Origin of the sequence: Xanthomonas maliensis, assembly GCF_009192945.1 — a bacterium.
GTDB classification, from domain to species: Bacteria; Pseudomonadota; Gammaproteobacteria; order Xanthomonadales; family Xanthomonadaceae; genus Xanthomonas; species Xanthomonas maliensis.
The window spans coordinates 71,898-96,474 of record NZ_NSET01000044.1 but is presented as its reverse complement, the minus strand read 5'-3'; the positions used below and the strand labels follow the sequence as shown (position 1 = coordinate 96,474).

Annotated in this window: 29 protein-coding genes, 2 tRNA genes and 2 other RNA genes; 20 read left to right on the top strand and 13 right to left on the bottom strand. The window is 66.7% G+C overall.

Going from position 1 to position 24,577, the window contains the following annotated elements:
• From CKY51_RS13660 to dnaQ, 3 genes are read left to right on the top strand one after another with little or no spacing between them, the layout of a single operon-like run.
• Complete coding sequence (locus tag CKY51_RS13660; RefSeq protein WP_031339759.1) at positions 1–657, top strand: class I SAM-dependent methyltransferase; 657 nt, start codon at positions 1–3, stop codon at positions 655–657.
• Between the two features lie 11 nt (positions 658–668).
• Positions 669–1,121, top strand: a complete 453-nt coding sequence (gene rnhA, locus CKY51_RS13655; protein WP_022972306.1) for a ribonuclease HI — start codon at positions 669–671, stop codon at positions 1,119–1,121.
• Positions 1,122–1,129: 8 nt separating this feature from the next.
• Complete coding sequence (dnaQ, locus tag CKY51_RS13650) at positions 1,130–1,867, top strand: DNA polymerase III subunit epsilon (RefSeq protein WP_022972307.1); 738 nt, start codon at positions 1,130–1,132, stop codon at positions 1,865–1,867.
• A gap of 11 nt (positions 1,868–1,878) precedes the next feature.
• On the opposite strand, the gene CKY51_RS13645 is transcribed toward dnaQ, so the two are convergent.
• A complete protein-coding gene (locus tag CKY51_RS13645; RefSeq protein ID WP_022972308.1) occupies positions 1,879–2,583 on the bottom strand; it encodes a PP2C family protein-serine/threonine phosphatase in 705 nt (234 codons plus the stop codon).
• A gap of 173 nt (positions 2,584–2,756) precedes the next feature.
• Between CKY51_RS13645 and CKY51_RS13640 the strand changes: the two genes are divergently transcribed.
• From CKY51_RS13640 to CKY51_RS13630, 3 genes are all read left to right on the top strand, one after another.
• Positions 2,757–2,847 (top strand) — tRNA-Ser (locus CKY51_RS13640).
• Between the two features lie 196 nt (positions 2,848–3,043).
• A non-coding RNA gene (locus tag CKY51_RS13635) (RtT sRNA) lies at positions 3,044–3,164 on the top strand.
• Between the two features lie 151 nt (positions 3,165–3,315).
• The gene (locus CKY51_RS13630) at positions 3,316–3,720 is read left to right on the top strand and encodes a DUF6165 family protein (protein ID WP_031339749.1); all 405 of its coding nucleotides are present in this window, start codon (positions 3,316–3,318) and stop codon (positions 3,718–3,720) included.
• Between the two features lie 26 nt (positions 3,721–3,746).
• Here the strand turns inward: CKY51_RS13630 and CKY51_RS13625 are convergent, their stop codons facing one another.
• On the bottom strand, positions 3,747–4,796 hold the full coding sequence (locus CKY51_RS13625) for a glycosyltransferase family 9 protein (RefSeq protein ID WP_022972287.1): 1,050 nt from the start codon (positions 4,794–4,796) through the stop codon (positions 3,747–3,749).
• A 20-nt stretch (positions 4,797–4,816) separates the two neighbouring features.
• Here CKY51_RS13625 and CKY51_RS13620 point away from each other — a divergent pair, with 20 nt between their 5' ends.
• The 6 genes from CKY51_RS13620 (at position 4,817) to CKY51_RS13595 (ending at position 8,907) form a co-directional block, all read left to right on the top strand.
• A complete protein-coding gene (locus tag CKY51_RS13620; protein ID WP_022972286.1) occupies positions 4,817–5,566 on the top strand; it encodes a 3-deoxy-D-manno-octulosonic acid kinase in 750 nt (249 codons plus the stop codon).
• Entirely contained in the window at positions 5,566–6,315 is a 750-nt protein-coding gene (locus tag CKY51_RS13615) for an MBL fold metallo-hydrolase (RefSeq protein ID WP_022972285.1), read from the top strand. Before CKY51_RS13620 ends, CKY51_RS13615 begins: the two co-directional genes overlap by 1 nt.
• Entirely contained in the window at positions 6,315–7,346 is a 1,032-nt protein-coding gene (gene moaA, locus CKY51_RS13610; RefSeq protein WP_022972284.1) for a GTP 3',8-cyclase MoaA, read from the top strand. The genes CKY51_RS13615 and moaA overlap by 1 nt, the downstream gene beginning before the upstream one ends.
• 375 nt (positions 7,347–7,721) lie before the next feature.
• Positions 7,722–8,219 carry a cyclic pyranopterin monophosphate synthase MoaC gene (gene moaC / locus CKY51_RS13605; protein ID WP_022972282.1) on the top strand — a complete coding sequence of 166 codons (498 nt, stop codon included), beginning with the start codon at positions 7,722–7,724 and terminating at the stop codon, positions 8,217–8,219.
• A complete protein-coding gene (locus CKY51_RS13600) occupies positions 8,216–8,461 on the top strand; it encodes a MoaD/ThiS family protein (RefSeq protein WP_022972281.1) in 246 nt (81 codons plus the stop codon). The genes moaC and CKY51_RS13600 overlap by 4 nt, the downstream gene beginning before the upstream one ends.
• Positions 8,458–8,907: a molybdenum cofactor biosynthesis protein MoaE gene (locus tag CKY51_RS13595; protein ID WP_031339748.1), complete on the top strand. Its 450-nt coding sequence runs from the start codon at positions 8,458–8,460 to the stop codon at positions 8,905–8,907. Before CKY51_RS13600 ends, CKY51_RS13595 begins: the two co-directional genes overlap by 4 nt.
• Positions 8,908–8,997: 90 nt before the next feature.
• On the opposite strand, the gene ffs is transcribed toward CKY51_RS13595, so the two are convergent.
• The 5 genes from ffs to msuE all read right to left on the bottom strand — a co-directional run bounded on the left by ffs (position 8,998) and on the right by msuE (position 13,217).
• An RNA gene (gene ffs, locus CKY51_RS13590) (signal recognition particle sRNA small type) lies at positions 8,998–9,094 on the bottom strand.
• A 178-nt stretch (positions 9,095–9,272) separates the two neighbouring features.
• On the bottom strand, positions 9,273–9,827 hold the full coding sequence (locus tag CKY51_RS13585; protein ID WP_031339747.1) for a CPBP family intramembrane glutamic endopeptidase: 555 nt from the start codon (positions 9,825–9,827) through the stop codon (positions 9,273–9,275).
• 561 nt (positions 9,828–10,388) lie between these two features.
• A complete protein-coding gene (locus CKY51_RS13580; RefSeq protein ID WP_152249363.1) occupies positions 10,389–11,423 on the bottom strand; it encodes a methionine synthase in 1,035 nt (344 codons plus the stop codon).
• A 27-nt stretch (positions 11,424–11,450) separates the two neighbouring features.
• Complete coding sequence (locus tag CKY51_RS13575) at positions 11,451–12,434, bottom strand: DUF1852 domain-containing protein (protein WP_152249362.1); 984 nt, start codon at positions 12,432–12,434, stop codon at positions 11,451–11,453.
• A 201-nt stretch (positions 12,435–12,635) separates the two neighbouring features.
• Entirely contained in the window at positions 12,636–13,217 is a 582-nt protein-coding gene (gene msuE, locus CKY51_RS13570) for an FMN reductase (protein ID WP_022972275.1), read from the bottom strand.
• Between the two features lie 227 nt (positions 13,218–13,444).
• Between msuE and CKY51_RS13565 the strand changes: the two genes are divergently transcribed.
• From CKY51_RS13565 to CKY51_RS13555, 3 genes are read left to right on the top strand one after another with little or no spacing between them, the layout of a single operon-like run.
• Positions 13,445–14,359 carry a LysR family transcriptional regulator gene (locus CKY51_RS13565; RefSeq protein WP_022972273.1) on the top strand — a complete coding sequence of 305 codons (915 nt, stop codon included), beginning with the start codon at positions 13,445–13,447 and terminating at the stop codon, positions 14,357–14,359.
• A gap of 32 nt (positions 14,360–14,391) precedes the next feature.
• On the top strand, positions 14,392–15,324 hold the full coding sequence (locus CKY51_RS13560; protein WP_425479870.1) for a methylenetetrahydrofolate reductase: 933 nt from the start codon (positions 14,392–14,394) through the stop codon (positions 15,322–15,324).
• A complete protein-coding gene (locus CKY51_RS13555) occupies positions 15,321–15,998 on the top strand; it encodes an epoxyqueuosine reductase QueH (protein WP_152249361.1) in 678 nt (225 codons plus the stop codon). The genes CKY51_RS13560 and CKY51_RS13555 overlap by 4 nt, the downstream gene beginning before the upstream one ends.
• A 27-nt stretch (positions 15,999–16,025) precedes the next feature.
• Here the strand turns inward: CKY51_RS13555 and CKY51_RS22880 are convergent, their stop codons facing one another.
• Together CKY51_RS22880 and CKY51_RS13545 are read right to left on the bottom strand one after the other, a co-directional pair.
• Positions 16,026–16,253, bottom strand: a complete 228-nt coding sequence (locus CKY51_RS22880; RefSeq protein ID WP_152249360.1) for a DUF6538 domain-containing protein — start codon at positions 16,251–16,253, stop codon at positions 16,026–16,028.
• Between the two features lie 82 nt (positions 16,254–16,335).
• Positions 16,336–16,428: transfer RNA gene (locus CKY51_RS13545), tRNA-Ser, on the bottom strand.
• 137 nt (positions 16,429–16,565) lie between these two features.
• On the opposite strand from CKY51_RS13545, the gene dnaX reads away from it, so the two are divergent.
• The 5 genes from dnaX (at position 16,566) to CKY51_RS13520 (ending at position 20,115) form a co-directional block, all read left to right on the top strand.
• On the top strand, positions 16,566–18,509 hold the full coding sequence (gene dnaX, locus CKY51_RS13540) for a DNA polymerase III subunit gamma/tau (protein WP_152249359.1): 1,944 nt from the start codon (positions 16,566–16,568) through the stop codon (positions 18,507–18,509).
• A 5-nt stretch (positions 18,510–18,514) separates the two neighbouring features.
• Positions 18,515–18,835 carry a YbaB/EbfC family nucleoid-associated protein gene (locus CKY51_RS13535; protein WP_022974646.1) on the top strand — a complete coding sequence of 107 codons (321 nt, stop codon included), beginning with the start codon at positions 18,515–18,517 and terminating at the stop codon, positions 18,833–18,835.
• Between the two features lies 1 nt (position 18,836).
• The gene (locus CKY51_RS13530) at positions 18,837–19,103 is read left to right on the top strand and encodes a hypothetical protein (RefSeq protein ID WP_022974645.1); all 267 of its coding nucleotides are present in this window, start codon (positions 18,837–18,839) and stop codon (positions 19,101–19,103) included.
• On the top strand, positions 19,100–19,696 hold the full coding sequence (recR, locus tag CKY51_RS13525) for a recombination mediator RecR (RefSeq protein WP_022974644.1): 597 nt from the start codon (positions 19,100–19,102) through the stop codon (positions 19,694–19,696). The genes CKY51_RS13530 and recR overlap by 4 nt, the downstream gene beginning before the upstream one ends.
• A gap of 65 nt (positions 19,697–19,761) precedes the next feature.
• On the top strand, positions 19,762–20,115 hold the full coding sequence (locus tag CKY51_RS13520; RefSeq protein WP_031341022.1) for a histidine triad nucleotide-binding protein: 354 nt from the start codon (positions 19,762–19,764) through the stop codon (positions 20,113–20,115).
• A 63-nt stretch (positions 20,116–20,178) separates the two neighbouring features.
• Here the strand turns inward: CKY51_RS13520 and CKY51_RS13515 are convergent, their stop codons facing one another.
• The 4 genes from CKY51_RS13515 to CKY51_RS13500 are packed head-to-tail and all read right to left on the bottom strand — an operon-like array spanning position 20,179 to position 24,571.
• Entirely contained in the window at positions 20,179–20,715 is a 537-nt protein-coding gene (locus CKY51_RS13515) for a Slp family lipoprotein (protein ID WP_022974642.1), read from the bottom strand.
• Positions 20,712–22,664 (bottom strand): transglutaminase TgpA family protein, encoded by a 1,953-nt coding sequence (locus CKY51_RS13510; protein WP_022974641.1) that lies wholly within the window; start codon positions 22,662–22,664, stop codon positions 20,712–20,714. The genes CKY51_RS13515 and CKY51_RS13510 overlap by 4 nt, the downstream gene beginning before the upstream one ends.
• Positions 22,657–23,613 (bottom strand): DUF58 domain-containing protein, encoded by a 957-nt coding sequence (locus CKY51_RS13505; RefSeq protein ID WP_022974640.1) that lies wholly within the window; start codon positions 23,611–23,613, stop codon positions 22,657–22,659. The genes CKY51_RS13510 and CKY51_RS13505 overlap by 8 nt, the downstream gene beginning before the upstream one ends.
• A gap of 4 nt (positions 23,614–23,617) precedes the next feature.
• Complete coding sequence (locus CKY51_RS13500) at positions 23,618–24,571, bottom strand: AAA family ATPase (protein WP_022974639.1); 954 nt, start codon at positions 24,569–24,571, stop codon at positions 23,618–23,620.
• Between the last annotated feature and the right edge of the window lie 6 nt (positions 24,572–24,577).

Here is a 24,577-nt window from a genome sequence, read left to right as displayed (position 1 = left end):
ATGCCTGCCGCGCCTTTCTCCCGTCAAGCCGGCGTCTCATCCTGGTTTGAAACGGGCGGGGGACGCAGTTTGCTGCAACTGGAACGCCAGCTGGCGCTTGCGGCGCTTCAGCAGCGTCCGTCGCAACCGTGGCTATGGATTGTTCCCACGGCCGACCTGCCGCCGCGCGATGCCCTGCAGGGGCGGGGGCTAAGGTTGCTGCGCAGCGGGCCCCGCCTGGTCGGTGACGTGCGCTGCGCGTTGCCGCTCCCATTGCCGAACGAGAGCCTGCAGGCGATCGTCGTACAGCATGCGGTGGTGGGCGGCGCAGCCGACTTTCTCGCCGAATGCGAGCGCGTGCTCATGCCCGGTGGGCGGCTGTGGTTGTTCACGCTCAACCCGCTGAGCCCTTATCGCTTCCGCTGGGCGCGGCGCGGTCCGGCCGCCCTGCGCCCGGACCGTTGGCGTAGCCTGGCGCTGCGGGCCGGCCTGCACTGCGTGGGACCCGAGCGTTACCTCGGCCCGGTGTGGCGCAATGGCCGGGGAGCGTCCGATCCTGGGCGTGCGCCCTGGCGGGCGGTGTATTTGTTGGAAGTGGAAAAACGCGCCGCTGCGCCGATCGGCCCGTCGCCGATCGCGTTGCCGGCACGCTGGCCGCAACCCGTGGCCACCATCTGATCTGGAACCTGATGAAATCGATCGAAGTGCATACCGATGGCTCCTGCCTCGGCAATCCCGGGCCCGGTGGCTGGGCCGCGCTGCTGCGCTACAACGGCCGCGAGAAGGAGCTCAGCGGCGGCGAAGCCACCACCACCAATAACCGCATGGAACTGATGGCGGCGATCATGGCGCTGGAAGCGCTGACCGAACCGTGCCAGATCGTGCTGCATACCGATTCGCAATACGTCCGCCAAGGCATTACCGAATGGATGGCCGGCTGGGTGCGACGCGGCTGGAAGACCGCGGGCGGCGATCCGGTGAAGAACCGCGAGCTGTGGGAGCGCCTGCATGCGGCGACCCAGCGGCATACCATCGAGTGGCGTTGGGTGAAGGGGCACAATGGCGACCCGGACAACGAGCGCGTCGACGTGCTCGCCCGTACTCAGGCCATTGCCCAGCGCAGTGGCGTGGCCACACCGTAAGAGAACCCATGCGTCAGATCATTCTCGATACCGAAACCACCGGCCTGGAATGGCGCAAAGGCAACCGCGTCGTCGAAATCGGCGCCGTCGAACTGCTCGAGCGCCGGCCGACCGGCAATCACTTCCATCGCTACCTCAAGCCGGACTGCGACTTCGAGCCGGGGGCGCAGGAAGTCACTGGCCTGACCCTGGAATTCCTGGCCGACAAGCCGGTGTTTGCGGAGGTGGCCGAGGAATTCCTGGCCTATATCGACGGCGCCGAACTGATCATCCACAACGCGGCGTTCGATCTCGGCTTTTTGGACAACGAGCTATCGCTGCTGGGCGACGGCTATGGACGTATCACCGACCGTGCCAGCGTGGTCGATACCCTGGCGATGGCGCGCGAACGCTACCCGGGGCAACGCAATTCGCTGGATGCGTTGTGCAAGCGACTCGGCGTGGACAATTCCCATCGGCAGCTGCACGGCGCCCTGCTCGACGCGCAGATCCTCGCCGACGTCTATATCGCATTGACCTCCGGTCAGGAGGAGATCGGCTTCGGCAACCTGGAAGGCGACGCGCATGCCGATGGCGGATCGAATGCGATCGCATTCGATCCGGCCTTGTTGCTGCCGCGTCCGCGGGTCGTGGCCACTGCCTCGGAGTTGCAGGCCCATGAGGCGCGCTTGGAGCGGCTGCGCAAGAAGGCCGGTCGTGCGCTATGGGATCCGCCGTTGGCGGAGACCGAAGCGCTGGCCGGTTAATCGCGGCCTGGTTACTGGCTACGGACCAGCACGGCGGTGATGTTGTCCGAGCCGCCGCCGTCCAGTGCGGCGGCGACCAGACATTCGACGCATTCCTGGGCGCTGCAGTCGAGCTGTGACAGCGTGGCGGCGATCGCCGTGTCGTCGACCTCTTCGGTGAGGCCATCGCTGCACAGCAGCAACTGCATGCCGGGTTTCAGCTCGCCCTGCATCGTGGCGACGTTCAGATGCGCCGGGTCGGTCACGCCCAGGGCCTGGGTCACCACATTACGATGCGGGTGGGCGCGTGCCTGTTCGCTGGTCAGCGAGCCCTGGGCGATCAGTTCCTGCACATAGCTATGGTCCTGGCTGAGTTGCGCCAGGCGGCCATCGCGCCACAGGTAGGCGCGGCTATCGCCCACCCAAGCCACCTCGAAGCGCTGGCCAAGCACGCGCGCGGCGACCACGGTGGTGCCCATCGGCAAGGTGTCGTTGCAGCGCCGCGAGGTCTTGATGATCTCCTCGTCGGCAATCCGGACGGCCTGCGCCAGCGCCGTGCCGGCACGCACCTCGCGCACGATGGTCTCGCGCGCCAGTGCGCTGGCGACCTCGCCGCAGGCATGCCCACCCATGCCGTCGGCCACCAGCCATAGCCCCAGCTCGCTATCGCCGTAATACGTGTCCTCGTTCAGGTCGCGGCGCAGGCCCACGTGGGTGAGATGTCCGAATTCGAGCATTGCCGGTCGCCAGGGTGGGGTGCGGGCATCATCATCGCGGCCGCGCCGGCCAGGGGCAACAGACGATAGCCACGCTCACAGCACGGGTTCACGCTGCAGAGCCAGCTCGGGCCGCTTGTGGAGGGCGGCCGCTGCCCGTATCATGCACGGCCCCGGTACGCCGGGGACCATCTGGAGAGGTGGCAGAGCGGTTGAATGTACCTGACTCGAAATCAGGCAGGCGTTTATAGCGCCTCGGGGGTTCGAATCCCCCCCTCTCCGCCAGTTTGGTGCGTTGAGTTGTGACGGTGTCGCGTGAGTTTCGCCGGCGGCATTGGGGGGGTGAGAAGCCCCGGGTTCGACAGACAGCGCAGCTGTCTGCACGGCGAAGCCGCCCGTAGGGCGAAGGCGCGCAGCGCCGAGTGAATCCCCCCCTCTCCGCCAGTTTGGTGCGTTGAGTTGTGACGGTGTCGCGTGAGTTTCGCCGGCGGCATTGGGGGGATGAGAAGCCCCGGGTTCGACAGACAGCGCAGCTGTCTGCACGGCGAAGCCGCCCGTAGGGCGAAGGCGCGCAGCGCCGAGTGAATCCCCCCTCTCCGCCAGTTTGAAGGTCGCGTGTATGAGCAGTGCTGCAGAGTTTGCCGGCGCACTCATCCGACCCACAGCAGCCCCCGCAAGGGGGCTTTTGTTTGTGCATCGTCCGCCAACGGCGGCCTGTCTACACTTCCCCCATCGCTTTCGTTGGAGTCCGTCATGTCCGAGATTCTGGTGCCCGTGTCCTTTGGCGAACTGCTCGACAAGATCGCCATCCTGCAGATCAAGTCCGAGCGCATGCGCGATCCGGCCAAGTTGACCAATGTGCGCAACGAGTTGTCGGCGCTGGAGTCCAGCTGGATGGCGCATCCGGCCGCGGGGCACGACATCGTGCGGCTGCGGGCCGAGCTGAAGGCGGTCAACGAGCGGCTATGGGTGATCGAGGACGACATCCGTCTAAAGGAGCAGGCGCAGTCCTTCGACGATGAGTTCGTGCAGCTGGCTCGCAGCGTCTACATCGAGAACGACGAGCGCGCGCGGATCAAGAAGCAGATCAACCTGGCGCTGGGCTCGGCTTACGTGGAAGAGAAGTCTTATCAGGACTATCGTCCCAGCGCGAGCTGATCGGGCTGCGCTCGGGTGGCCGGCGCTCAGCGCGGATGGTCGCTGCGGTAACGCTCGAACGCAGCGATGGCGTCGTCCACTTCGACCAGGCGCATGACGTCGTCGAACTCGATCTTGGTGCCCCAGGGCAATTGCTCGGCCGGCTTGCCCAGATGGCGACGTGCGGCGGCGTCGTAGCGATCCACGCAGTAGCGCAGATCCGAATACGGGCCGCTGCGCTGCGGATTGCTGGCCGCGTGCAGCCCCAGCACCTTGCTGCCCATGGCGTTGGCGATATGCATCGGCCCCGAATCGGGCGTCACCACCAGGCTGGCGCGGGCGAGCAGGGCAGGGAGTTGCTTGAGCGTGTCCTTCCCGACCAAGTCCAGCACTGGCGCGCGCGTCGCCGCCAGGATGGCATCGGCGGTCTGGCGTTCCAGCGCGCTGCGCCCGCCGCACAGCACGATCCGCCAGCCCTGCGCCGCCGCGTGATCGGCCAGTGCGGCGTAGCGGTCCGGATACCAGTTGCGGCGGACATGGCTGGAGCAGGGCGAGATCATCAGCACCGGCCGGCCATCGTCGTCCCATTGCGCCTGGGCCCATGCATGCGCTTCTGCCGGCACCGGCAGGTCCCAGCGGACCTGGGTCTGCTGCAGGCCTAGCGGCTCGGCGAAGCTGCCGATCGCGTCGAGCACATGGATGCCGGGGCGGTCGGCGATGCGCGCATTGATGAAGAGTCCATGCAGGTCCTTCGAGCGCCGGCGGTCGTAGCCGATCCGGCGACGGGCGGGAACGAATGCCGACAGCACGTTGGCACGCAAGGCGACCTGCATCTGCAGCAGTGCATCGAAGCGGCCCAGCGGCGCCAGCGTGCGCCGCAGTGCGCGCATGCCGGCCACACCGCTGCGTTTGTCGTAGACATGAAACTGCACGCCTGGCAGGCCCTCGAGCAGCTTCAGACCGACGGTGTCGATGATCCAGTGCAGGCGCGCGTCGGGCAGGCCAGCCTGCAGCGTGCGCACCAGCGGCACCACATGGGTGACATCGCCCAGCGCGGAGAGCCGCAGCAGGCAGAGCGAGGCGGGCGTTGAAGCCATGGTGTTGTTAGACTCGATGAATGGTTGCCTTCGACGCCACTGAAGCGCTGACGCCGTACCGCGAAGGGCGCGGCTATGGCGCCATTCTGTTCGACCGCGAACGGCTGCGGCAAGCCGATGCCGGCTTGTTCGACCCGCAACGCTGGGGCGACCGGGCGCGCCCGGTCGACGCCGGCGGCCGTGGCGCGGCCTGGTTCATCGATGCGTCGTTCGGACACAGCGTGCTGCGGCATTACCGCCGCGGTGGCATGGCTGCGCGGGTTAGCCGCGACCAGTATCTATGGAAGGGTGCGGCACGGACGCGCAGTTTTGCCGAGTTCCGCTTGATGCGCGAACTGCTGCGGCGCGATTTGCCGGTGCCACGCCCGTTGGCCGCCTGCTATCTGCGCGAGGGTCTGCGCTACCGGGCCGCGTTGTTGATGGAGCGGCTGGAAAACGTGCGCCCACTGGCCGAGCTTGCGCAGGTCGCCGGTCGTGGCGGGCCCTGGGAAGATACCGGGCGATTGATCGCGCGCTTCCATCGTGCCGGGCTGGACCATGCCGACCTCAACGCCAACAACATCCTGTTCGACGCCGGTGGGCAGGGCTGGTTGATCGATTTCGACCGTGGCGTGTTGCGGATCCCCGCCACCCGCTGGCGCGAGCGCAATCTGGCGCGGCTGCATCGCTCCCTGCTGAAGGTGCGCGGCATGCGCAGCCGCGAGGACGTGGACAAGGATTACGCGCGCCTGCACCGCGCCTACGAGCTGGCCTGGAGCCGGGGGACCTGATGCAGTGGGCATTGCGGCTGCAGGGCGTCGGCAATGCCTCGGCCGTGGCATTGGGCTCGCCGATGGCCACGCTGGAGCGCGCCGGCGCGCCGTGGCTGACCATCGATTGCGGCAGCGAAGGCCTGACCGCTTACCAGGACCACTACCGTCAGTTACCGCGGGCCATCTTCATCACCCATGTGCATCTGGACCATGTCGGCGGACTGGAGCGGATGTTCGTGGATAGCTATTTTTCCGAACGGCGCGGCCACACCCGGCTATACGTTCCAGCGCCGGTGGTGCCGCTGTTGCAGCGTCGGATCGCCGACTATCCCAATGTCCTGGCCGAGGGCGGCGCGAACTTCTGGGACGCCTTCCAGCTGGTGCCGGTCGGTGAGGCGTTCTGGCACGACGGCGTCCGGCTGGAGGTGTTTCCAGTGCGTCACCACTGGCCAGAAACCGCGTATGGGCTACGCCTGAAAGGGGCGCTGGTGTGGACCGGCGATACCCGTCCGATTCCGGAAATGCTGAGTCGTTATGCCGACGAAGGCGAGCTGATCGCACATGATTGCGGCGTTCACGGCAACCCGTCGCATACTGGCGTGGACGATTTGGAGCGGGAATACCCGCAGGACCTGTTGGGCCGCATGCTGCTCTACCACTACGCCAGCCACGCCGATGCCGAGGTGCTGCGCGCGCGCGGCCATCGGGTGGCCGTGCCCGGTCAACACGTGATGCTGGCGGACCCGACCGCGGCGATGGTGGGCTGATGGGCGCTCTGCTGCTGCCGGATCTTGCGACGGCGCCGACGCAGGACCGCTTGGGGCGGCCGCTGCGCGATCTGCGCTTGTCGGTGATCGAAGCCTGCAACTTCCGCTGCGGCTACTGCATGCCGGCCGACCGGGTTCCCGATGATTATGGACTGGATGCGCAGCAGCGGCTGGATTTCGACCAGATCGAGACGCTGGTCCGCGCCTTTGTCGCCGTCGGCGTCAGCAAGCTGCGCCTGACCGGTGGCGAGCCGCTGCTGCGTCGCGACTTGCCGAGCTTGATCGCGCGCTTGAACGCCATCGACGGCATCGAAGACCTCGCGCTGACCACCAATGGGGCCTTGCTTGCGCGCCAGGCCGTCGCCCTGCGCCAGGCCGGACTGCGCCGCATCACTGTCAGCCTGGATGCGCTGGAGCCTGCGCTGTTCAACCGCATGAGCGGCGGTCGCGGCGACATTGCCCAGGTGCTGGCAGGCATCGCAGCGGCCGAGCAAGCCGGCTTCCAGCGCTTGAAGATCAATTGCGTGATACAGCGCGGCGTCAATGAAGATCAGGTGCTGCCGTTGGTGCAGCACTTCCGCGGCAGCGGGCACGTATTGCGCTTCATCGAATTCATGGACGTGGGCAGCTGCAATGGCTGGACCCCGGAAGCGGTCGTGACGTCGGCGCAATTGCATGCGCGTATCCATGCGCGCTGGCCGTTGCTGCCGCTGGATGCCAACTACGTCGGCGAAGTGGCGCAACGGCATGCATTCGCCGATGGCGCGGGCGAGCTCGGTTTCGTCAGCTCGGTCAGCGTGCCGTTCTGCGGCGATTGCCAGCGCGCGCGCGTATCGGCCGACGGGCATTTGTATACCTGTCTGTTCGCCACCCAAGGCCATGACCTCAAGCCCGCGTTGGCCGAAGGCGAGCAGGGCCTGACGACCCACCTGCGTCAGCGCTGGAGTCTGCGCGGCGACCGTTACAGCGAAGTGCGCGCCGCGGCGCCACGGCGTGGCAAGCCGGTCGAGATGTTCCTGATCGGTGGATGAGTGCCGCGCGCTGGAACTGCGGTCGCTCGATCCGCAGGCGGGTGGTGACAGTTAGGCAGCGTAAGCATTGCTCGATCCGGCGTTTCTCGAGTTCGGTACGCCGGGACGGCGTTACACGCGAGCCGAGGTGATCGCGGCCTGTAGACCGCTTCCGCGTTCGATGGCGAGGCCAATGGCGTCGAGTGGATGCTGCTGGCGCCGACGCTCGCGCCGCTGCGCGAGCGCACGATGGTCCACTGCGATGGCGTGGAACCACGGGTCTTGCGTAGTTCGTCATGGCGCAGGAGCGCCGATGGATGACGCTTGCTGTTCCATCAAGGCACCCTGTTCACCGAGAATGCCGCATCCTGAGTCTCTGTCACCGTGTCGTTTCCCATGCCTGCCACCCCCCGTTCCGCGCGCCTGACCCACCTGGACGATGCCGGACTCCCCACCATGGTGGATGTCTCGGACAAGGCCGTCACCGCGCGCAGCGCCAGCGCGGAAAGCCGCGTGCGCTTTCCGGCCGCAGTGGCCGCGCAACTGCGCGCGCAGGGATTGCGCAGCGCCAAGGGCGGCATCGTCGAGACCGCTGTGATCGCTGGCACCCTGGCGGTCAAGCGGACGCACGAGCTCATCCCGTTCTGTCATCCGTTGCCAATCGATGGCTGCCGTTTCGAGATCGACTGGGCAGGTGCGCAGGTGCTACAGATCGTTTGCACAGTTCGCTGCGTGCACCGCACCGGGGTGGAGATGGAGGCCTTGACCGGCGCCAGCGTGGCGGCGTTGACGGTCTACGACATGTGCAAGGCCTTGTCGCATGCGATGCGCATCGGCCCTACGCGACTGCTGTCCAAGCGTGGCGGCAAGCGCGATGTGGGAGCGCCGCGATGAGCGTCACGGTGACCGTGCTGTACTTCGCAAGCTTGCGCGAGGTTGCTGGCGTGGCCAGTGAGCAGGTGCACTCGGCTGCGCAGGATCTGCGGGCGCTGTATGCCGAGCTCGATGATCGACATGGCCTGCGTTGGACACCGGCACAGCTGCGTGTGGCCGTCGACGGAGCGTTCGCGCGCTGGGAGGATCCGTTGCGCGCGGGGAGCGAAGTGGTCTTCATTCCGCCGGTATCGGGAGGTTGAGCATGTCCGAGCAGCGCATGGCGCAGTTCGCCTTGTCCGAGATGCCACTGCAGGCGTCCATGCTACGCGCTGCGCTGGAGCATCCACAGGCCGGAGCATTTGCCGGCTTCGAGGGCTGGGTCCGCAACCACAACGACGGTCGCCAGGTCGCCGGGCTGCGCTACGAGGCGTATGCGAGCCTTGCTCAGGCCGAGGGCCAACGCGTGCTCGACGATGCGCTGGCACGCTTTCCGATCCTGGCCGCGCACTGCGTGCACCGGGTCGGCGAGTTGGCGATCGGCGACATGGCGGTGTGGGTGGGCGTCAGTGCCGCGCATCGCGGCGCTGCCTTCGAGGCCTGCCGTTTCATCATCGACGAGGTCAAGGCGCGCGTGCCGATCTGGAAGCACGAACACTATCTGGATGGCGATGCAGGCTGGTTGCATCCACAAGAGGATCAGCGCTGATCGCATCGCCACGCGCGCAGCGCTGAGCCGCTGCTCGCTTGCCGCCGATCGCTCGCGTGGCGCAGAGGGCAGTCGAAAGAGAGGGTGGTGTCCCCGCCGGTTGACCTCGGCGCCCGCATCAATCGATACCGTTGCTGCCTTCCGGCCCTGGCGGGATTTTCGATCTAGCGTCGCGAGGGACCGACGGGGCCACCATAAGACGTTGGCCGTTGTCGGCCGTGTTGCCAACCGCAGGATCAAGACGGAACTCGACCGATGGCAGTGTGGCAGTACGCGCCGAACCAAGTACGGCAGCGGTCCGTCATTGTAGCGGGACCGCCGCACAAACGGCAACGCGCTATTTCGCGCTCGGTCCTTGCGGCCCCTTACGGGTACCAGCCGAGATAGAGCCGGGTGACGCCCCAGCTGTCGATCAGGCCATGGGCCAGGATCAGCGCCCACAATGCGCGACCCGAGCGCAGATAGACATAGCCGAACACGCTGCCGACCAGGCCAGTCAATGCGATGCCGGCGATGCCCTGGCTGGCGTGCATCACGCCGAATACGCCGCCGCCCAGTAGCGCCGCCACGACGTGGCCACCGCGCAGGCGGCCCCGCAAGGCATCGAGCTGGTGCATCAGGAAGGCGCGGAAGACCAGCTCTTCGCCGACCGCGGCGCTCAACCAGGCCGCTCCGATCAGCTGTGCTGCCGCTGGCAGGTTGCCGCGCAGTGCGCCATACGCGCTGTAGTCGGTCTTGGTGCCGGCCAGATGCTCGATCAACGGAGCAATCAGTGGCGTGATCAGGCCAATCACCAGCACCAGCAACAGCGCACTCCACAGCAGCAGCGAACGCAGGCGTGGCCGCTGCAGGCCACACGCCGTCAACGATCGCGTTTCCATCCAGACCAGCGCCACGCCCAGGATGCCAACCACCGGCATGCGCCACGGAAACGGGATCCAGGCGACGTGTGCGAGCGCCAATACGCCGGCGATCGCGATCAATCGCAACAGCGGATGCCACGATGCGAAGATAGCGGGGCGGGGGGGAATCGAAGCAGAAGCCGAAGGAGTGGAGCGCGACATGTAGGGCCACAATGAGCTGGGCAATTGAGCGTAGCGGCCCGGGACTGTGTATCCGTGTGCCAAACGACATGTGGACCAACGACGCGTGGCCCTGGCCACGCGGCGCATGACGCACGTGCGCGCGGACGAACTAACGTGATGCGCGCTGCAACGGGCGTTTGGCTGCGCCTTTGCGGCCTGGCGTGCTGCGATGGACGCTGCGCTTTGCAGTGGGCATTCGGTGCTCGGTCGTTGGTGCGCGCTGCGTCTGCTGCGTGGATGCACGGCACCCTGCCGACCGGCCACCCGAAGCGGATGCTTGGGCACTGCTTCGAGGCGCAGCAGTGGTGTCCCAGCCGGGTGTAAGGATGACCCAACACCCGGCCCTGCTCATGCGCCGTCAGGCCTCGCGGCTCACCGCGCGAAACCCCAGTTGTTTCATTGCTTTGCCAAGAGCTCACTGCGGACGATGTCCGCACCTGCGCTGAGCGCTTTGAGCTTGCCTCTCGCAGTTTCACGAGACAGCGGCGCCATGCCGCAGTTGGTGCTGGGATACAGCTTGTCGGCGTCGACGAACTGCAGTGCCTTGCGCAGCGTATCGGCCACCTCTTCCGGGGTCTCGACCTTGTTGGACGCCACGTCGATCGCGCCCACCATCACCTTCTTGCCGCGTACCAGCTCGATCAGGTCGATCGGCACATGCGAGTTGTGGCATTCCAGCGAGATCAGATCGATGCTGGACTGCGCCAGCTTTGGGAAGGATTCCTCATACTGCCGCCATTCCGAGCCCAGCGTCTGCTTCCAGTCGGTATTGGCCTTGATGCCGTAACCGTAGCAGATGTGGACGGCTGTTTCGCACTTGAGCCCTTCGGCCGCCCGCTCCAGCGTGGCCACGCCCCAGTCGTTCACTTCGTCGAAGAACACGTTGAAGGCCGGCTCGTCGAACTGGATGATGTCGACGCCGGCCGCTTCCAGCTCGCGTGCTTCTTCGTTGAGGATCTTGGCGAATTCCCAGGCCAGTTTTTCGCGGCTCTTGTAGTGGGCGTCGTAGAGCGTATCGATCATCGTCATCGGCCCCGGCAGTGCCCACTTGATCGGCTGCGTGGTCCGCTCGCGCAGAAACCTCGCATCCTCCACGAACACCGACTTCTGGCGGCTCACCGCGCCGACCACGGTGGGCACGCTGGCGTCGTAGCGGTCGCGGATCCTGACGGTCTCGCGCCTTGCGAAATCCACGCCACTGAGATGTTCGATAAAGGTGGTGACGAAGTGCTGTCGGGTCTGTTCGCCGTCGCTGACGATGTCGATGCCGGCGTGCTGCTGTTCCTGCAGCGACAGGCGCAGCGCATCGCGCTTGCCTTCGATCAGTTCCTCGTCCTGCAGCTTCCAGGGCGACCAGAGCTTTTCGGGCTCTGCAAGCCAGGACGGCTTGGGCAGGCTACCAGCGGTGGACGTGGGCAACAGTTTTTTCATGATGGGAGAGTTCGCGTGTCGTGGTGATTAGAGGGAGCAGCTGGCGGCCCATCGATCGAGTACATGCCGATAGGGCTTGATGAAATGCGCCTCGGTGAACCTGCCCTGCTTGACTGCCAGCTGGCTACGCTCTTCGCGGTCGTAGACGATGCGGGTGGTCGAATAGTCCTGGTGCTTCAGGCTGGGCTGGTAGACCGCTCCAGCCGCGGAATTGGCGTTGTAGATCTCGGGCCGGTAGATCTTCTGGAACGCCTCCATCGTGGCGATGGTGGCGATCAGCTCGAGGTTCGTGTAGTCGCCCAGCAGGTCGCCCTGGAAGTAGAACGCCAGCGGCGCAACGCTGTCGGGCGGCATGAAATAACGCACCTGCAACCCCATCTTCTCGAAGTACTTGTCGGTGGAGGAGAACTCGTTCTGCCTGTACTCCACACCCAGCACGGGATGCTGGTTCCCGGTGCGGTGGTAGGTCTTGCTGCTGGAGACGCTGATGCAGATCACCGGCGGCTTGGAGAACTGCGCGCGATAGGCGTCGGACTTCAGAAAGTGCCTGAACAGCTTGCCGTGCAAATCGCCGAAATCCTCCGGCGCGGCGAACGTGGGCTTGTCCTTGTTGTATTCGGGCAGCACCACGCTGAAGTCGTAATCGCGCACGTAAGACGAGAAGTTGTTCCCGGCGATGCCTGCGATGCGCGTGCCGAAGCGTGTATCGACCACGGTCGGCTGCAGGATCTCGATCAGCGGAAAGGCATCGTCGGTGCCGCATCCATCGATATGCATCTCCACCGAGATGATGTCGACCTCGACGGCGTAGCGATCCGCCTTCGGATTGTCCCAGCGCGCCAACCCGTTGAAGCGGTTGTCGATCATCCGCAAGGTGTTGCGCAGGTTTTCCTGGCGCCGCTCGCCCCTGGCCAGATTGGCGAAGTTGGTCGTGATGCGCGTGCCATCGGCAGGTTGGTAGTGCTCGTCGAACGCGATGCGCTTGATGCTGAAAGTAAACTCGTTGTTCATTGGTGACTTTGCGTTCTGGCTTCCTGGATGACATCCGGATGCAGACGCTGCATCCGACATTTGGATGGCGTGTCACGCTCCATTGTCGCCATCGCCTCCCGCTAACGGCCGAGAGCCCGTGCTCATGTGCGCGAGGACGGCTTCGACAGCGCACTGGCAGCGGACGATGCGGCCGATGACGGCACCCTCGCTGTGCGTGGTTCAGGCGATGGCGATGTCCTCGAAGGCGTCGGTTGCTGCGTGGCGCGTCAGTTCCAGCAGCGGCAGCGCCCGTTGCACCGCCAGCTTGGCGCGCTGGATCAGTGCCGCGTCATGCAGCTGGAAATCCACGAAGTCCTTGTCAGTGGCGTAGACGCCCAGCGGCAAGGTGCGCGCCTGGAAGAAGCTGAAGAGCGGACGCAGTTGGTGGTCGATCATCAGCGCGTGGCGCTCGCTGCCGCCGGTGGCGGCCAGCAGGATCGGGGTGTCGGTCAATGCGTCCTGGTCGATGAAATCGAAGAAGTGCTTGAACAACCCGGTGTAGGAACCGCGGTAGACCGGCGTGGTCACCACCAGCACGTCGGCCTGTTCGACGGCGGCAAGGTGCTGCTCCACCGCCTCCGGCAGCTGCGAACGCCAGATCGTCCCGGCCAGCTGCGGGGCGAGGCCCCCCAGTTCGACCAGATGCTGCTCGCACGGGATCTGCTTGCCGATCAACTCCAGCAGGTGTTCGGTGAGGGCGGTCGCTCTGGAGGGGCGCCGCAGTCCGCCAGAAACGGCGACTAAACGGAGTGGACGTGTCATTTCTTTCGCAATCGATATGGGGAGAGAGGCGGACGCGTGGCGCTCGCCGGCGAGCAAGGCAACGCGGACACAGACATCGCCGATTTGGCTGGCGATCGCATCGGCTGTCCGATGCCGGACGTGGCCGCTGCGTGCGACGCAACCGAATGACGGGTTCGATGCTAGCCAGTGCTGTCGATGAGGTAAAATGGTGATAATTCACGGATCCATGAGCTCGATTCATCCTTATGCTGGAGCGTATCCACCTCAGCATCGTGCAGCAGGTCGAGCGGCAGGGCTCGCTGACCGCTGCCGCCGGTGTGCTGAACCTGACCCAGTCGGCGCTGAGCCACAGCATGAAAAAGCTGGAACAGCAGCTCGGCACCGACGTCTGGCTGCGCGAGGGCCGCAGTCTGCGCCTGACCCAGGCCGGGCAGTATTTGCTGGCGGTGGCGAACCGGGTGCTGCCGCAGCTGGACCTGGCCGAGGAGCGCCTGGGCCAGTTCGCGCAGGGCGAGCGCGGTGCGCTGCGCATCGGCATGGAATGCCATCCCTGCTACCAGTGGCTGCTCAAGATCGTCTCGCCGTATCTGGCCGCTTGGCCGGACGTGGATGTGGACGTCAAGCAGAAGTTCCAGTTCGGTGGGATTGGCGCGCTGTTCGGCTACGAAATCGATCTGCTGGTCACGCCCGATCCGCTGTTCAAACCGGGCCTGAAATACGAGCCGGTGTTCGATTACGAACAGGTGCTGGTGGTGCCCAAGGGCCACGCATTGGCGTCGGCCACTTACGTCAAACCGCAACAGCTGACCCGCGAGGTGCTGATCAGCTATCCGGTGGATATCGAGCGCTTGGACATCTACAGCCAGTTCCTGCTGCCGGCCGGGGTCACGCCCAGGCGCCACAAGGCGATCGAAACCACCGACATCATGATGCAGATGGTCGCCAGCGGCCGTGGCGTGGCGGCCATGCCGCGCTGGCTGGTGGAAGAATACGCGGCCCGGATGGACGTGGTTCCCGTTCGGCTGGGCGCACGCGGCATCCCCAAGCAGATCTACTTGGGCGCGCGCGAAGCCGATACCGCCATCGACTATCTGCGCGCCTTCATCGAACTGGCCCGCAAGGGCGCGGGCGGCCCGGCGACGGCCCGCCGGGCCGATTGATGCACGCCCGCGCCGATCATCCGCAGTGTCAGTTGCCTGCACCGGCCGCTCCGCACCCCTGGGCCGGCGCGCTGCCCGAGGCCTTTTCGCTGGAAGTGGGCGCGAAGGACATCACCGCGCTGACCGCGGCGGCTTCGCGGATACCGCCCGGAACGACGATCGCCATTCCTTGGCTGCCGGGCCAGGACGACGGCGCGCGACTGGCAGCAGCGCGAGCGGTGCGCATGCTCGGTTTCGAGCCGATGCCGCATCTGTCCGCGCGCCGCATTGGCTCGCTCGCCGCACTCGATCGTTTCATCGGACGCGCCACGACCGAGGCCGGTGTGCAGCGCTGTCTGGTGATCGCCGGCGATCCGTCCACCCCGGTCGGGCCGTTCGCCGACAGCACCGCGCTGATCGAAACCGGCGTGCTGGAGCGCCGCGGCATCAGAACGGTGGGCGTGGGCGGGCATCCCGACGCGCATCCGGTCATGGACGCGGACGAGCGCTGGGACGTACTCGAAACAAAGTGCCGCCGCATCGAAGACCGTGGCATGGCGCCGCTGGTCGTTACCCAGTTCGCATTCGATGCAGATCGCGTCCTGGCCTGGTTGGACGCGCTGCGCAGCCGGGAGATCCGCCATCCCGTGCGCATCGGTGTACCAGGACCTGCGAGCGTGGCGGTCCTGGTGCGCTATGCCGCGATGTGCGGCGTCGGCGCCTGCGCCTCCATGCTGTCCAAGTACGGCATCTCGATCGGCAGGCTGCTCGGCAACGCCGGGCCGGATCGCTTCGTGGACCGCCTGGCCAGCGGCCTGACGCCGGCCCATGGGCAGGTGGACATGCACCTGTTCCCGTTCGGCGGCATCACGCAGTCGGTGTACTGGGTCGAGCAATATCGATCGCGCGCCGCGCTCCCGCCGCCACCCGCAGCGGCCTCTTCTCTGCTTTCATCGCCCTGCCGCGCAAAGGAGCCCCTTTCATGACCACGATCGACGAACGCGCCCAACTTCCGCTGCCCCCCTATCTGCAGCTGGGGCCGCGCAAGGTGTTGCTGCACTCGTGCTGCGCCCCGTGCTCGGGCGAAGTGATGGAGGCCATGCTGGCATCCGGCATCGATTACACGATTTTCTTCTACAACCCCAATATCCACCCGCTGAAGGAATACGAGCTGCGCAAGAACGAGAACATCCGCTTCGCTGAGACGTTCGGCGTTCCATTCGTGGATGCCGATTACGACCGCGACAACTGGTTTGCGCGTGCCAAAGGCATGGAAAACGAACCTGAGCGTGGCATTCGCTGCACGATGTGCTTCGACATGCGTTTCGAGCGCACCGCGCTATACGCGCACGAGCACGGCTTTCCCGTGATCACCAGCTCGCTGGGCATCTCGCGCTGGAAGAACATGGCGCAGATCAACGATTGCGGTGCCCGCGCTGCATCGAAGTATCCGGACATGCACTACTGGGACTATAACTGGCGCAAGGGTGGCGGCAGCGCCCGGATGATCGACATCAGCAAGCGCGAGAAGTTCTACCAGCAGGAGTACTGCGGCTGCGCTTATTCGCTGCGCGACAGCAACCGCCATCGCCTGGAGCAGGGGCGCGAACGCATCCGGCTGGGCGTGAAGTTCTATGGCGAAGACGGTACGGAAGACTGAGGCGCAGGGCAAAGGCGACGTATTGGCTCACTTCGTGGCCATCCGTTCCTTCGGAAGTCCCCGAACTGCGTTGAAGACCTGAGCATGGCTGGATGCCAAGCCAATGGCTTGGACCTGGGTCTGGCGCAGGTCTTTCGTTCGAAGCGTCCGCTCGACGACCCTTTGGCCAAGCTTGGCTTGGAGGTCCTGTGGCACCCGTTGGCGGAAGGACCAGCGACCAGACGGGGAGCGGATAAGATGATGGGGGGTACGCATCGGGGACGTGTCCCGATTTGTGTCCCGTCCGAAAACTCGCCAGAACGCAAAAACCCCTGATTTCTCAGGGGTTTGCGTAATCTGGCGGAGAGAGGGGGATTCGAACCCCCGAAGCGCGGTTTAGACGCTTACACACTTTCCAGGCGTGCTCCTTCAACCACTCGGACACCTCTCCGGGTCCGCCCGGCCGCGGCCGAACAGGGCCGCAAATTCTAGCGGTCGGCGGGCCGCACTACAAGCTGAATCTTGTCGGCACCGGTCGGCGGGGGGCGGGCGTGGCACAATATCGGTTCAGAGGAAGCTGGTTGACCGATGTCCTATCTCGTTCTCGCCCGTAAGTGGCGTCCGAAGCGTTTTGCCGAGCTCGTTGGCCAGGAACACGTGGTGCGCGCGCTCAGCAACGCGCTCGACAGCGGCCGTGTGCATCACGCGTTCCTGTTCACCGGAACCCGGGGCGTGGGCAAGACCACCATCGCGCGCATCTTCGCCAAGTCGCTCAATTGCGAACAGGGCACCAGTGCCGATCCGTGCGGGCAGTGTCCGGCGTGCCTGGATATCGATGCCGGCCGCTATATCGACCTGCTGGAGATCGACGCCGCTTCCAACACCGGCGTGGACGATGTGCGCGAGGTGATCGAGAACGCGCAGTACATGCCGTCGCGCGGCAAGTTCAAGGTCTACCTGATCGACGAAGTGCACATGCTCTCCAAGGCGGCGTTCAATGCGCTGCTGAAGACGCTGGAGGAGCCGCCCGAGCACGTGAAGTTCCTGCTGGCGACCACCGATCCGCAGAAGCTGCCGGTGACCGTGCTCAGCCGCTGCCTGCAGTTCAATCTCAAGCGGCTGGACGAGGACCAGATCCAGGGGCAGATGACCCGGATTCTGGGCGCCGAGGACATCGCTGCCGATGCTGCGGCGATCGTCCAGTTGGCCAAGGCCGCCGATGGTTCGCTGCGCGATGGGCTGTCGCTACTCGACCAGGCCATCGCCTACGCTGGCGGCGCGCTGCGTGAGGACGTGGTGCGCACCATGCTGGGAACGGTCGATCGCACCCAGGTCGGCGCCATGCTGCAGGCCTTGAGCGATGGCGATGGTGCGCGCCTGCTGCAGGTCGTGGCGGCGCTGGCCGAATTCTCGCCGGACTGGGGCGGCGTGCTCGAGGCGCTGGCCGAGGCCTTGCACCGCATCCAGGTCCAGCAATTGGTGCCCTCGGCTGCCATGGCCGGCGACGGGGTCGACCCGACCGTCTTCGCCGGTCAGCTGCGCGCCGAGGTGGTGCAGCTGTGGTACCAGATGGCGCTCAACGGGCGTCGCGACCTGTATCTGGCGCCGAGTCCGCGCGCTGGCTTCGAGATGGCGGTGCTGCGCATGCTGGCGTTCCGTCCGGCCGGCGCAGTGCCGGTGGGGGGCGACGAGGGGCGCGGCGCCAGCGCAGGCGCGGGAACGCGCGTGCCGGCAAGCGGCGGCGTCAGCGCCGCGCCGGTGATGGCCGCCGAGCTCGGCGCCAGCGCGGCCGTGCCCGCCGCTGCGACCGTGCCGGCGGCTCAGGTCATTGCCGACAATGCGCCAGCCCCCACGCCGGCTCCAACCCCGGTTCCGGTGGTCGCCTTGGCGCCCGCGCCCCCGGAGGCTGCCCCCTTCGGCATGACGGCACCACGCAGCGAGGATCTACCGCCGTGGGCGGTGGACGACGCCCCGGTGCGTGTCCAGAGTGTCGCGCCTTCGCCTTCGCCTTCGCCTTCGCCTTCGCCGTCGCCGTCGGAGGTAGCCATGGTGCCGCCGCCGAGCGTGGCCACGGCCGAGGACGACGCGCCGATGCGTTCCGCGCCCGTCGTTGCAGCTCCGCCGAGCGCGGACGATGGGCGTGTCGCCGATGCCGAACAGTGGCTGGAACTGGTCGAGCGCAGTGGTTTGAGCGGTCCCTCGCGGCAGCTGGCTGCCAACGCGGCCTTCCTTGGTCATCGCGACGGCGTGTTGCGCCTGGCGCTGGCGCCGGGGTTTGAATATCTCAACTCCGAGCGTTCGCTGGCGGCGCTGGCCCAGGCGCTTGCGCCCTCGCTGGGCAATGCGCCACGCATCGTCGTTGAGACCGGCAACGCCGATGTCGAAACCTTGCACGAGCGCGCCAACCGGCAGAAGAGCGAGCGGCAGACCGCCGCCGAGGCCGCATTCCTGAGCGACCCGAACGTGCAGCAGCTGATCCAGCAGCAAGGCGCCCGGGTCGTCCCTGATTCCATCCGCCCCTATAACGAGTAAACGACATGCGTGGCAATATCGCTCAACTGATGCAACAGGCGCAGAAGATGCAGGAAAACCTGCAACGCGCCCAGGAAGAACTGGCCAAGCTGGAAGTCACCGGCAGCGCCGGCGGCGGCATGGTCAGCGTGACGCTGACTGGCGCCAAGGAGTGCCGCAAGGTGCGGATCGATCCGAGCATCCTCTCCGACCAGGAAATGGCCGAAGACCTGATCGCTGCCGCGTTCAACGACGCGTCCAACAAAATCGATGCCGAATCCAAGCAGCGCATGGGCTCGGCCACCGCCGGCATGCAGTTGCCGCCGGGCATGAAGCTGCCGTTCTGACATGCCCAACGGCAAGCCCGGGGATCATCCGCTCAGCGACCTGAGCTACGGGTCGAGTAGCGGTTATGGCGAGGCGTTCGACACGCTGGCGCGTGCGCTTCTGAAACGTCCCGACGCGAAAGCGGAGCTCGAGCGCATCGTCAACGCCGTGCCCTCGGTTTACATGGCCAGCCAGCAGGAGATCGACGCTGCGCTCGCACAGGCATTGCCGCGTCTGCGTGCGTTGCGCGCCAGCCATGCCGGTGGCGCGGGCCAGGACCACGCATGAGTGCACCGCTGCTCGAACAGCTGATCGAGGCGTTTCGGGTCTTGCCGGGCGTCGGCCAGAAATCGGCCCAGCGCATGGCCTATCACGTGCTCGAGCGCGAGCGCGTGGGTGGGCAGCGGCTGGCCGACACCTTGCGCCAGGCGATCGAGCGCATCGGCCACTGCGTGCAGTGTCGCGACTTCAGCGAGACCGAGGTCTGCCCAATCTGTGCCAGCGCCACGCGCGAGCGTCAGCAGTTGTGCGTGGTCGAATCGCCGGCCGACCGGCTGGCGATCGAGCACGCCACCGGCTATCGCGGGGTGTACTTCATCCTGCAAGGCCGCCTGTCGCCGCTGGATGGTATCGGGCCGCGCGAACTTGGGCTGGATCAGTTGGGCGAACGGTTGGCCGCCGGCGAGGTCGCCGAGATGATCATCGCCACCAACGCGACCGTGGAAGGCGAGGCCACTGCCCACTACCTGGCGCAACTCGCGCGCCAGTACGGCGTGCGACCGAGCCGGCTCGCGCAGGGCATGCCGCTGGGCGGCGAACTGGAATACGTGGATCGCGGCACGCTGTCGCACGCCTTCGGGACGCGCAGCGAGGTTCCCTGAGCGGGACTGTCGGGCGATGCCGTCCGGCCGCTATGCTGCCCGCCGATCCGACGCGCGAGGCCGCCATGAACGACGACACCATTTTCGGCAAGATCATCCGCCGCGAGATTCCGGCCACCATCGTCTATGAGGACGATGAGGTGCTGGGTTTCGAAGACATCGCGCCGCAGGCGCCGGTGCATGTGCTGTTCATTCCCAAGCAACATGCCTTCCCGACCCTGGACGACGTGCCGGCCGAGCATGCGCCGTTGCTGGGCAAGCTGGCACTGGCGGCAGCGCATTACGCGCGCGATCGCGGCCTGGCCGAGGATGGCTACCGCATCGTGATGAACTGCCGCGCGCATGCCGGGCAGACCGTCTTCCACATCCATCTGCACCTGCTGGCCGGTGCGCCATTGGGCCGGTTCGGCACTCCATAACGGCAGGCAGGAACGACAACGCCGCTCAGCGAGCGGCGTTGTCGTGGCAATGCCGGTGGCGGGTTACCACCAACCGCGGTAACCACCCCAGCGCGGGCCCCACGGGCTGCCCCACCACGGATCACCCCAGGGGCCGTAAGGGTAGGCGGGGACGACATCGACCTCGCGCACTTCCGGCCACAGGTAGACGACGTCGGCGGCGACCTTCGGCAGCTTGTAGTCGTATTCGCCGATCTTGGTGGTCTCGAAACCGGCGATCCTGCCGATGAAGGTCACTTCGCGGCCCGGCTCGAACACCGCCGGATCGTAGAAGCCGGCGCGGCAGGCGAGGAAACGTCCATCGCTGGCGTCCACCGCACTACGGTCCGGTCGGCCGCTGGCATTCAGTGGGCGCGAGATCAGCTCGAAGCAGGTCTGGCCCTGGCTCGGCGTGGTATGGATGATCTTGCCGCCCCAGCGCACCGAGGTGCCGAGCTGGGCGCTGGCGACCGAATCGCTGGGACTGACCGCGGGGAACTGGCCCTGCAGTGGCTTGGGCGCAGTCGCACACGCGGCCAGGCCGAGCGCAGCAACGATAGGAAGGAGAAAACGGGTACTCATTGGGAAGCTCCGGTTCGCGGTCGATGCTGCTTCAGTTCGCGGATCAGTGGGGCGCTGTCCGACTCAGCGCCAGCGTAGCGTGCGGCGGCGAAACGTTGGCTGAGTGCGACCAGGGCCGTTCCTGGCTGGGCGAGGGCGACGCGGCGGGCCCAGTCGGTCGCCGGCTCGTGCGGCTCGCGGCCCAGCCCCAACCTGGCGTAACGGCGGCCCAGTTGGTGCCAGGCGCGCAGCAAGGGGTCGCGCTCGCGTTCGCCGCGCGCCAGCAGCCAGGCCATCCAGCCCAATGCGCCCAGCGCGAACGCGGCAAAGATCATTGCCAGTTGCTGGGTATCCAGCCGATCGATGCCAAACGGTTGCAGCAGCCGCTGTTGCCGGTCGGCATCGAACGACAGCACCAGATCGTTCCAGCCGCGGCGTAGCCAGTCGCTGACCTGCGCAAGATCGGCCCACGGGCCGAGCTGGGCGAATCCGTCGGCGCCGCCGGCCTGCAGGCGGTCGTCCAGCGTGTCGTAGACGCGCTCGGGTGCAACCGCAGCGGTTGGGTCGACGCGCACCCAGCCACGATCGCGCAGCCACACTTCGCTCCAGGCATGCGCGTCCATCCGCCGCACCACCCAGTAATTGCCGAGCCGGTTGTAGGTGCCCCCGGCATAGCCGGTGACCACGCGTGCCGGAATGCCGGCCGCGCGCATCAGGAACACGAACGACGAGCTGAAATGCTCGCAGAACCCGGCCTTTTGCTGGAACAGGAACTCGTCGACGCTGTCGCGGCCTGCCAGCGGCGTGTCCAGCGTGTACACGAAGTCGCTGCCGATCCAGCGCAGGGCGCGTTGCACGATCGCGGCATCGTCGTTGCCGGCCTCGGTGCGCCATTGCCGGCCCAGGGCGAGCGTGCGCGGATTGTAGGTGGGCGGCAGCGCCAATGCGCGCGCGCGCAGGGCGGGCGGCAGGTCGGTGTCGAAGCGCACCGGTGGCGTCGATTCGAGTTCCCAGCGGGTCAACGCCGTCAGTGAGCGGCGCGCGGTCAGTTCGTAGTCGGGCGACAGGTCGGTGTTGGCAGCGGCAGCGGTCGGCAAATCCAGCGCCACCAGTTGGCGACGGTCGGTGGGCTCGTAGTCCAGTCGATAGCGATAGCGTTGCGTGCCAGCAACCACGCTCGCCGGCTGGCTGCGTCCGGTCCATGGGCCGTGTTGCCAGCGGCGGCCGTCGAAGTCCCACATCACTGGGCCGCGCCAGTAGCGTTGCTCCGGTGGCGGCACGCGGCCGGTGAATTGCACGCGTAGGGCGGGGCTGTCGTCGGCCATCAGGTCGAGCCATTGGCCCGGTTCCATGTGGTCCGACAGGCCCGGGCGGGTGAGCGCGCGCTCCGGCACGCCCCACAGCGGCGCGCCCAGCCGCGGCAGCAGCCAGAACGTGGCCAGCGCCAGCGGCACCCCGATGGCGACCAGGCGACCGGCGCTGCGCAATTGAAACCCGAGCGAAGGCGTCGCCGTGTGGTGCTCTTCGTCAGCCAGCCGCTGCATGCACAGCAAGGTGCTGAGTACCGCCAGCAGCGCCAGCGCCATCGTCAGCGGCCCCTGGTCGAGCAGGAACGCGGCAAACGGCGCGAACAGCGCAAACCCCAGCAGGCTGCGTGCGTCGCGCAGCGTGCGCAGTTCCGAGGTCTTGATCGCCAGCATGCCGGCCAGCACTGCGCAGCCGGTATCGCGGCCGAAGCGCATGCCGATCTGCCAATAGACCGCGGCCAACACCGCCACGACCAGCAATAAACGGACCGGTGCCAGCAGGGTGCCACGCCAACTCAGCAGGCCCACCAGCAACGCTGCGAGCGCGATGGCGGCAGCGAGCAGCGTGGGCAACTGCAGCAGCAATGGCGCCAGCGCCAGCCAGGTGGTGGCGAGGATCCAGCCGCGGCTGGCCTGGGTGATGGCGATCGCGGGGTCACGCATGGGGAAGCAGCGCCAGTGCGCGCAGGCAGAGATGGTGGTGGGCCGGTCCGTGGCTCGGCCCGAGCACCGGATGGCCGGGCAGCAGCAAGCGATAGCGCCGGCCCTCGCGCTCGGCCAGATTGACCCAATGTGCCAATCGGGAGATGCGGCGTTCGTAGGGGAGGCTGGCCAGGGCCCGCCAATCCAGCGTCACCTGTACGCCCAGGGGTTGCTCGTATTCGCGCACCAGCAGGCTGTCGCGTCGCGCCGAGTGCTTCCAGGCGATCGTGCGCGGCGCGTCGCCGGCCCGATAAGGCCGCAACTGGTGCAGTTCTTCGCCCTGCGCGTGCAGGCGCGTCCGGTTGGGCGCGCCGCTGCCGTCGGGCAAGGGCGGGCCGGCCAGCTCTGGTTGCGGATAGGCCAGCAGCGGCGTCTCCGGCCATGCCCAGGACCAGGCGCGCACCAGGCCCAACGGTTGGGTGGTGGATAAACGAATCCGCGCGATGTCCTGCCAGCCCCGGCGTTCGGTCGGGACCTGCAGATCCACTTCGGCGCTGTCGCGTTCCATCAGCGTGCAGTCGGCGCTCTGCTGTCGATGGTCCAAACGCAGGCCGCGACGCGCACGTTGATCGCGCCGCGCCAGCGAGATGCGCATGCGCAAGGGTTCGCCGGCGACCACGGGTTCGGCCGAGACGGCTTCCACGCGTAGGCCGGACAGCTGCAGGTGGGCGAGGATGCTGCTGGCGATGCCGGCGGTGGCCAGCAACAAGGCCAGCAGCAGGGCGGGGTTGTTGTTGTAGTTGAGGGCACCGAGCAGCATCGCCACCAGCAGGGCGGCGACGAACAGCCCGAAGCGCGTCGGCAGCACGTAGATGCGCCGCCGGTCGAGCACGATGGGCAAGGTTTCTGGGGTGCGCGGACGCGCCAGCAGGCTGAGCCGCTGGCCGACGCTGCGCAGTCGGGCGCGCACCGACTCAGTCCACCGGCACGCTGTGCAGCAGCGACTTGGCCAGCGCCGGCCCCGACGAGGACTCGGCCTCCGGCACCAGGCGATGGCCTGCCACGGCCACGAACAGCGCCTGCACGTCTTCGGGCAGCACATGCCCACGGCCGAGCAGCAGCGCATAGGCCTTGGCTGCGCGCAGCAGGGCGATGCCGGCGCGCGGGGACAGACCCACGCGCACGCCGGCTTGTTGGCGGCTGCGCAGCAGCAGCGCCTGGACGTAGGCGACCAGGGCCTCGCTGGCGTGGACCTGGCCGACCGCCCGCCGTAGCGTCACCACCTCGGTGTCGCCGAGTTGCGGTGTGGCCTGGGCAATCAGCTCGCGGCGGTCGGTGCCGGACAGCAGCGCGCGTTCGGCATCCGCACTGGGGTAGCCCAGGCTGAGCCGCAGCAGGAACCGATCCAACTGCGAATCGGGCAGCGGGAATGTGCCCGACAGATCGACCGGATTCTGCGTGGCGATCACGCAAAACGGTTCCGGCAGGGGATGGGTCACCCCGTCGAGGGTGACTTGTTGTTCGGCCATCGCCTCGAGCAAGGCGCTCTGCGTGCGCGGCGGCGCACGGTTGATCTCGTCGGCCAGCAGGACATGGGTGAAGACCGGCCCGGGGTGGAACTGGAACTGGCGGGTGCCGGCTTCGTAGACGGAGACGCCAAGGACGTCGGCAGGCAGCAGGTCGGAGGTGAATTGCACACGCTGGAAGCCCAGCCCCAGGCTGGATGCCAGGGCGTGGGCGAGGGTGGTCTTGCCCAGGCCGGGCAGGTCCTCGATCAGCAAATGACCGCCGGACAGCAGCGCCACGAAGGCCAGTCGCACTTCCTGGCTCTTGCCCAGCAGCAGCGAATTGACCTGATCCTGCGCCCGGCGCAACGACTCACGCAGCGCATCGGTTAGCATTTCCGTGGAACGCAGCGGTGTCGACATCACAAT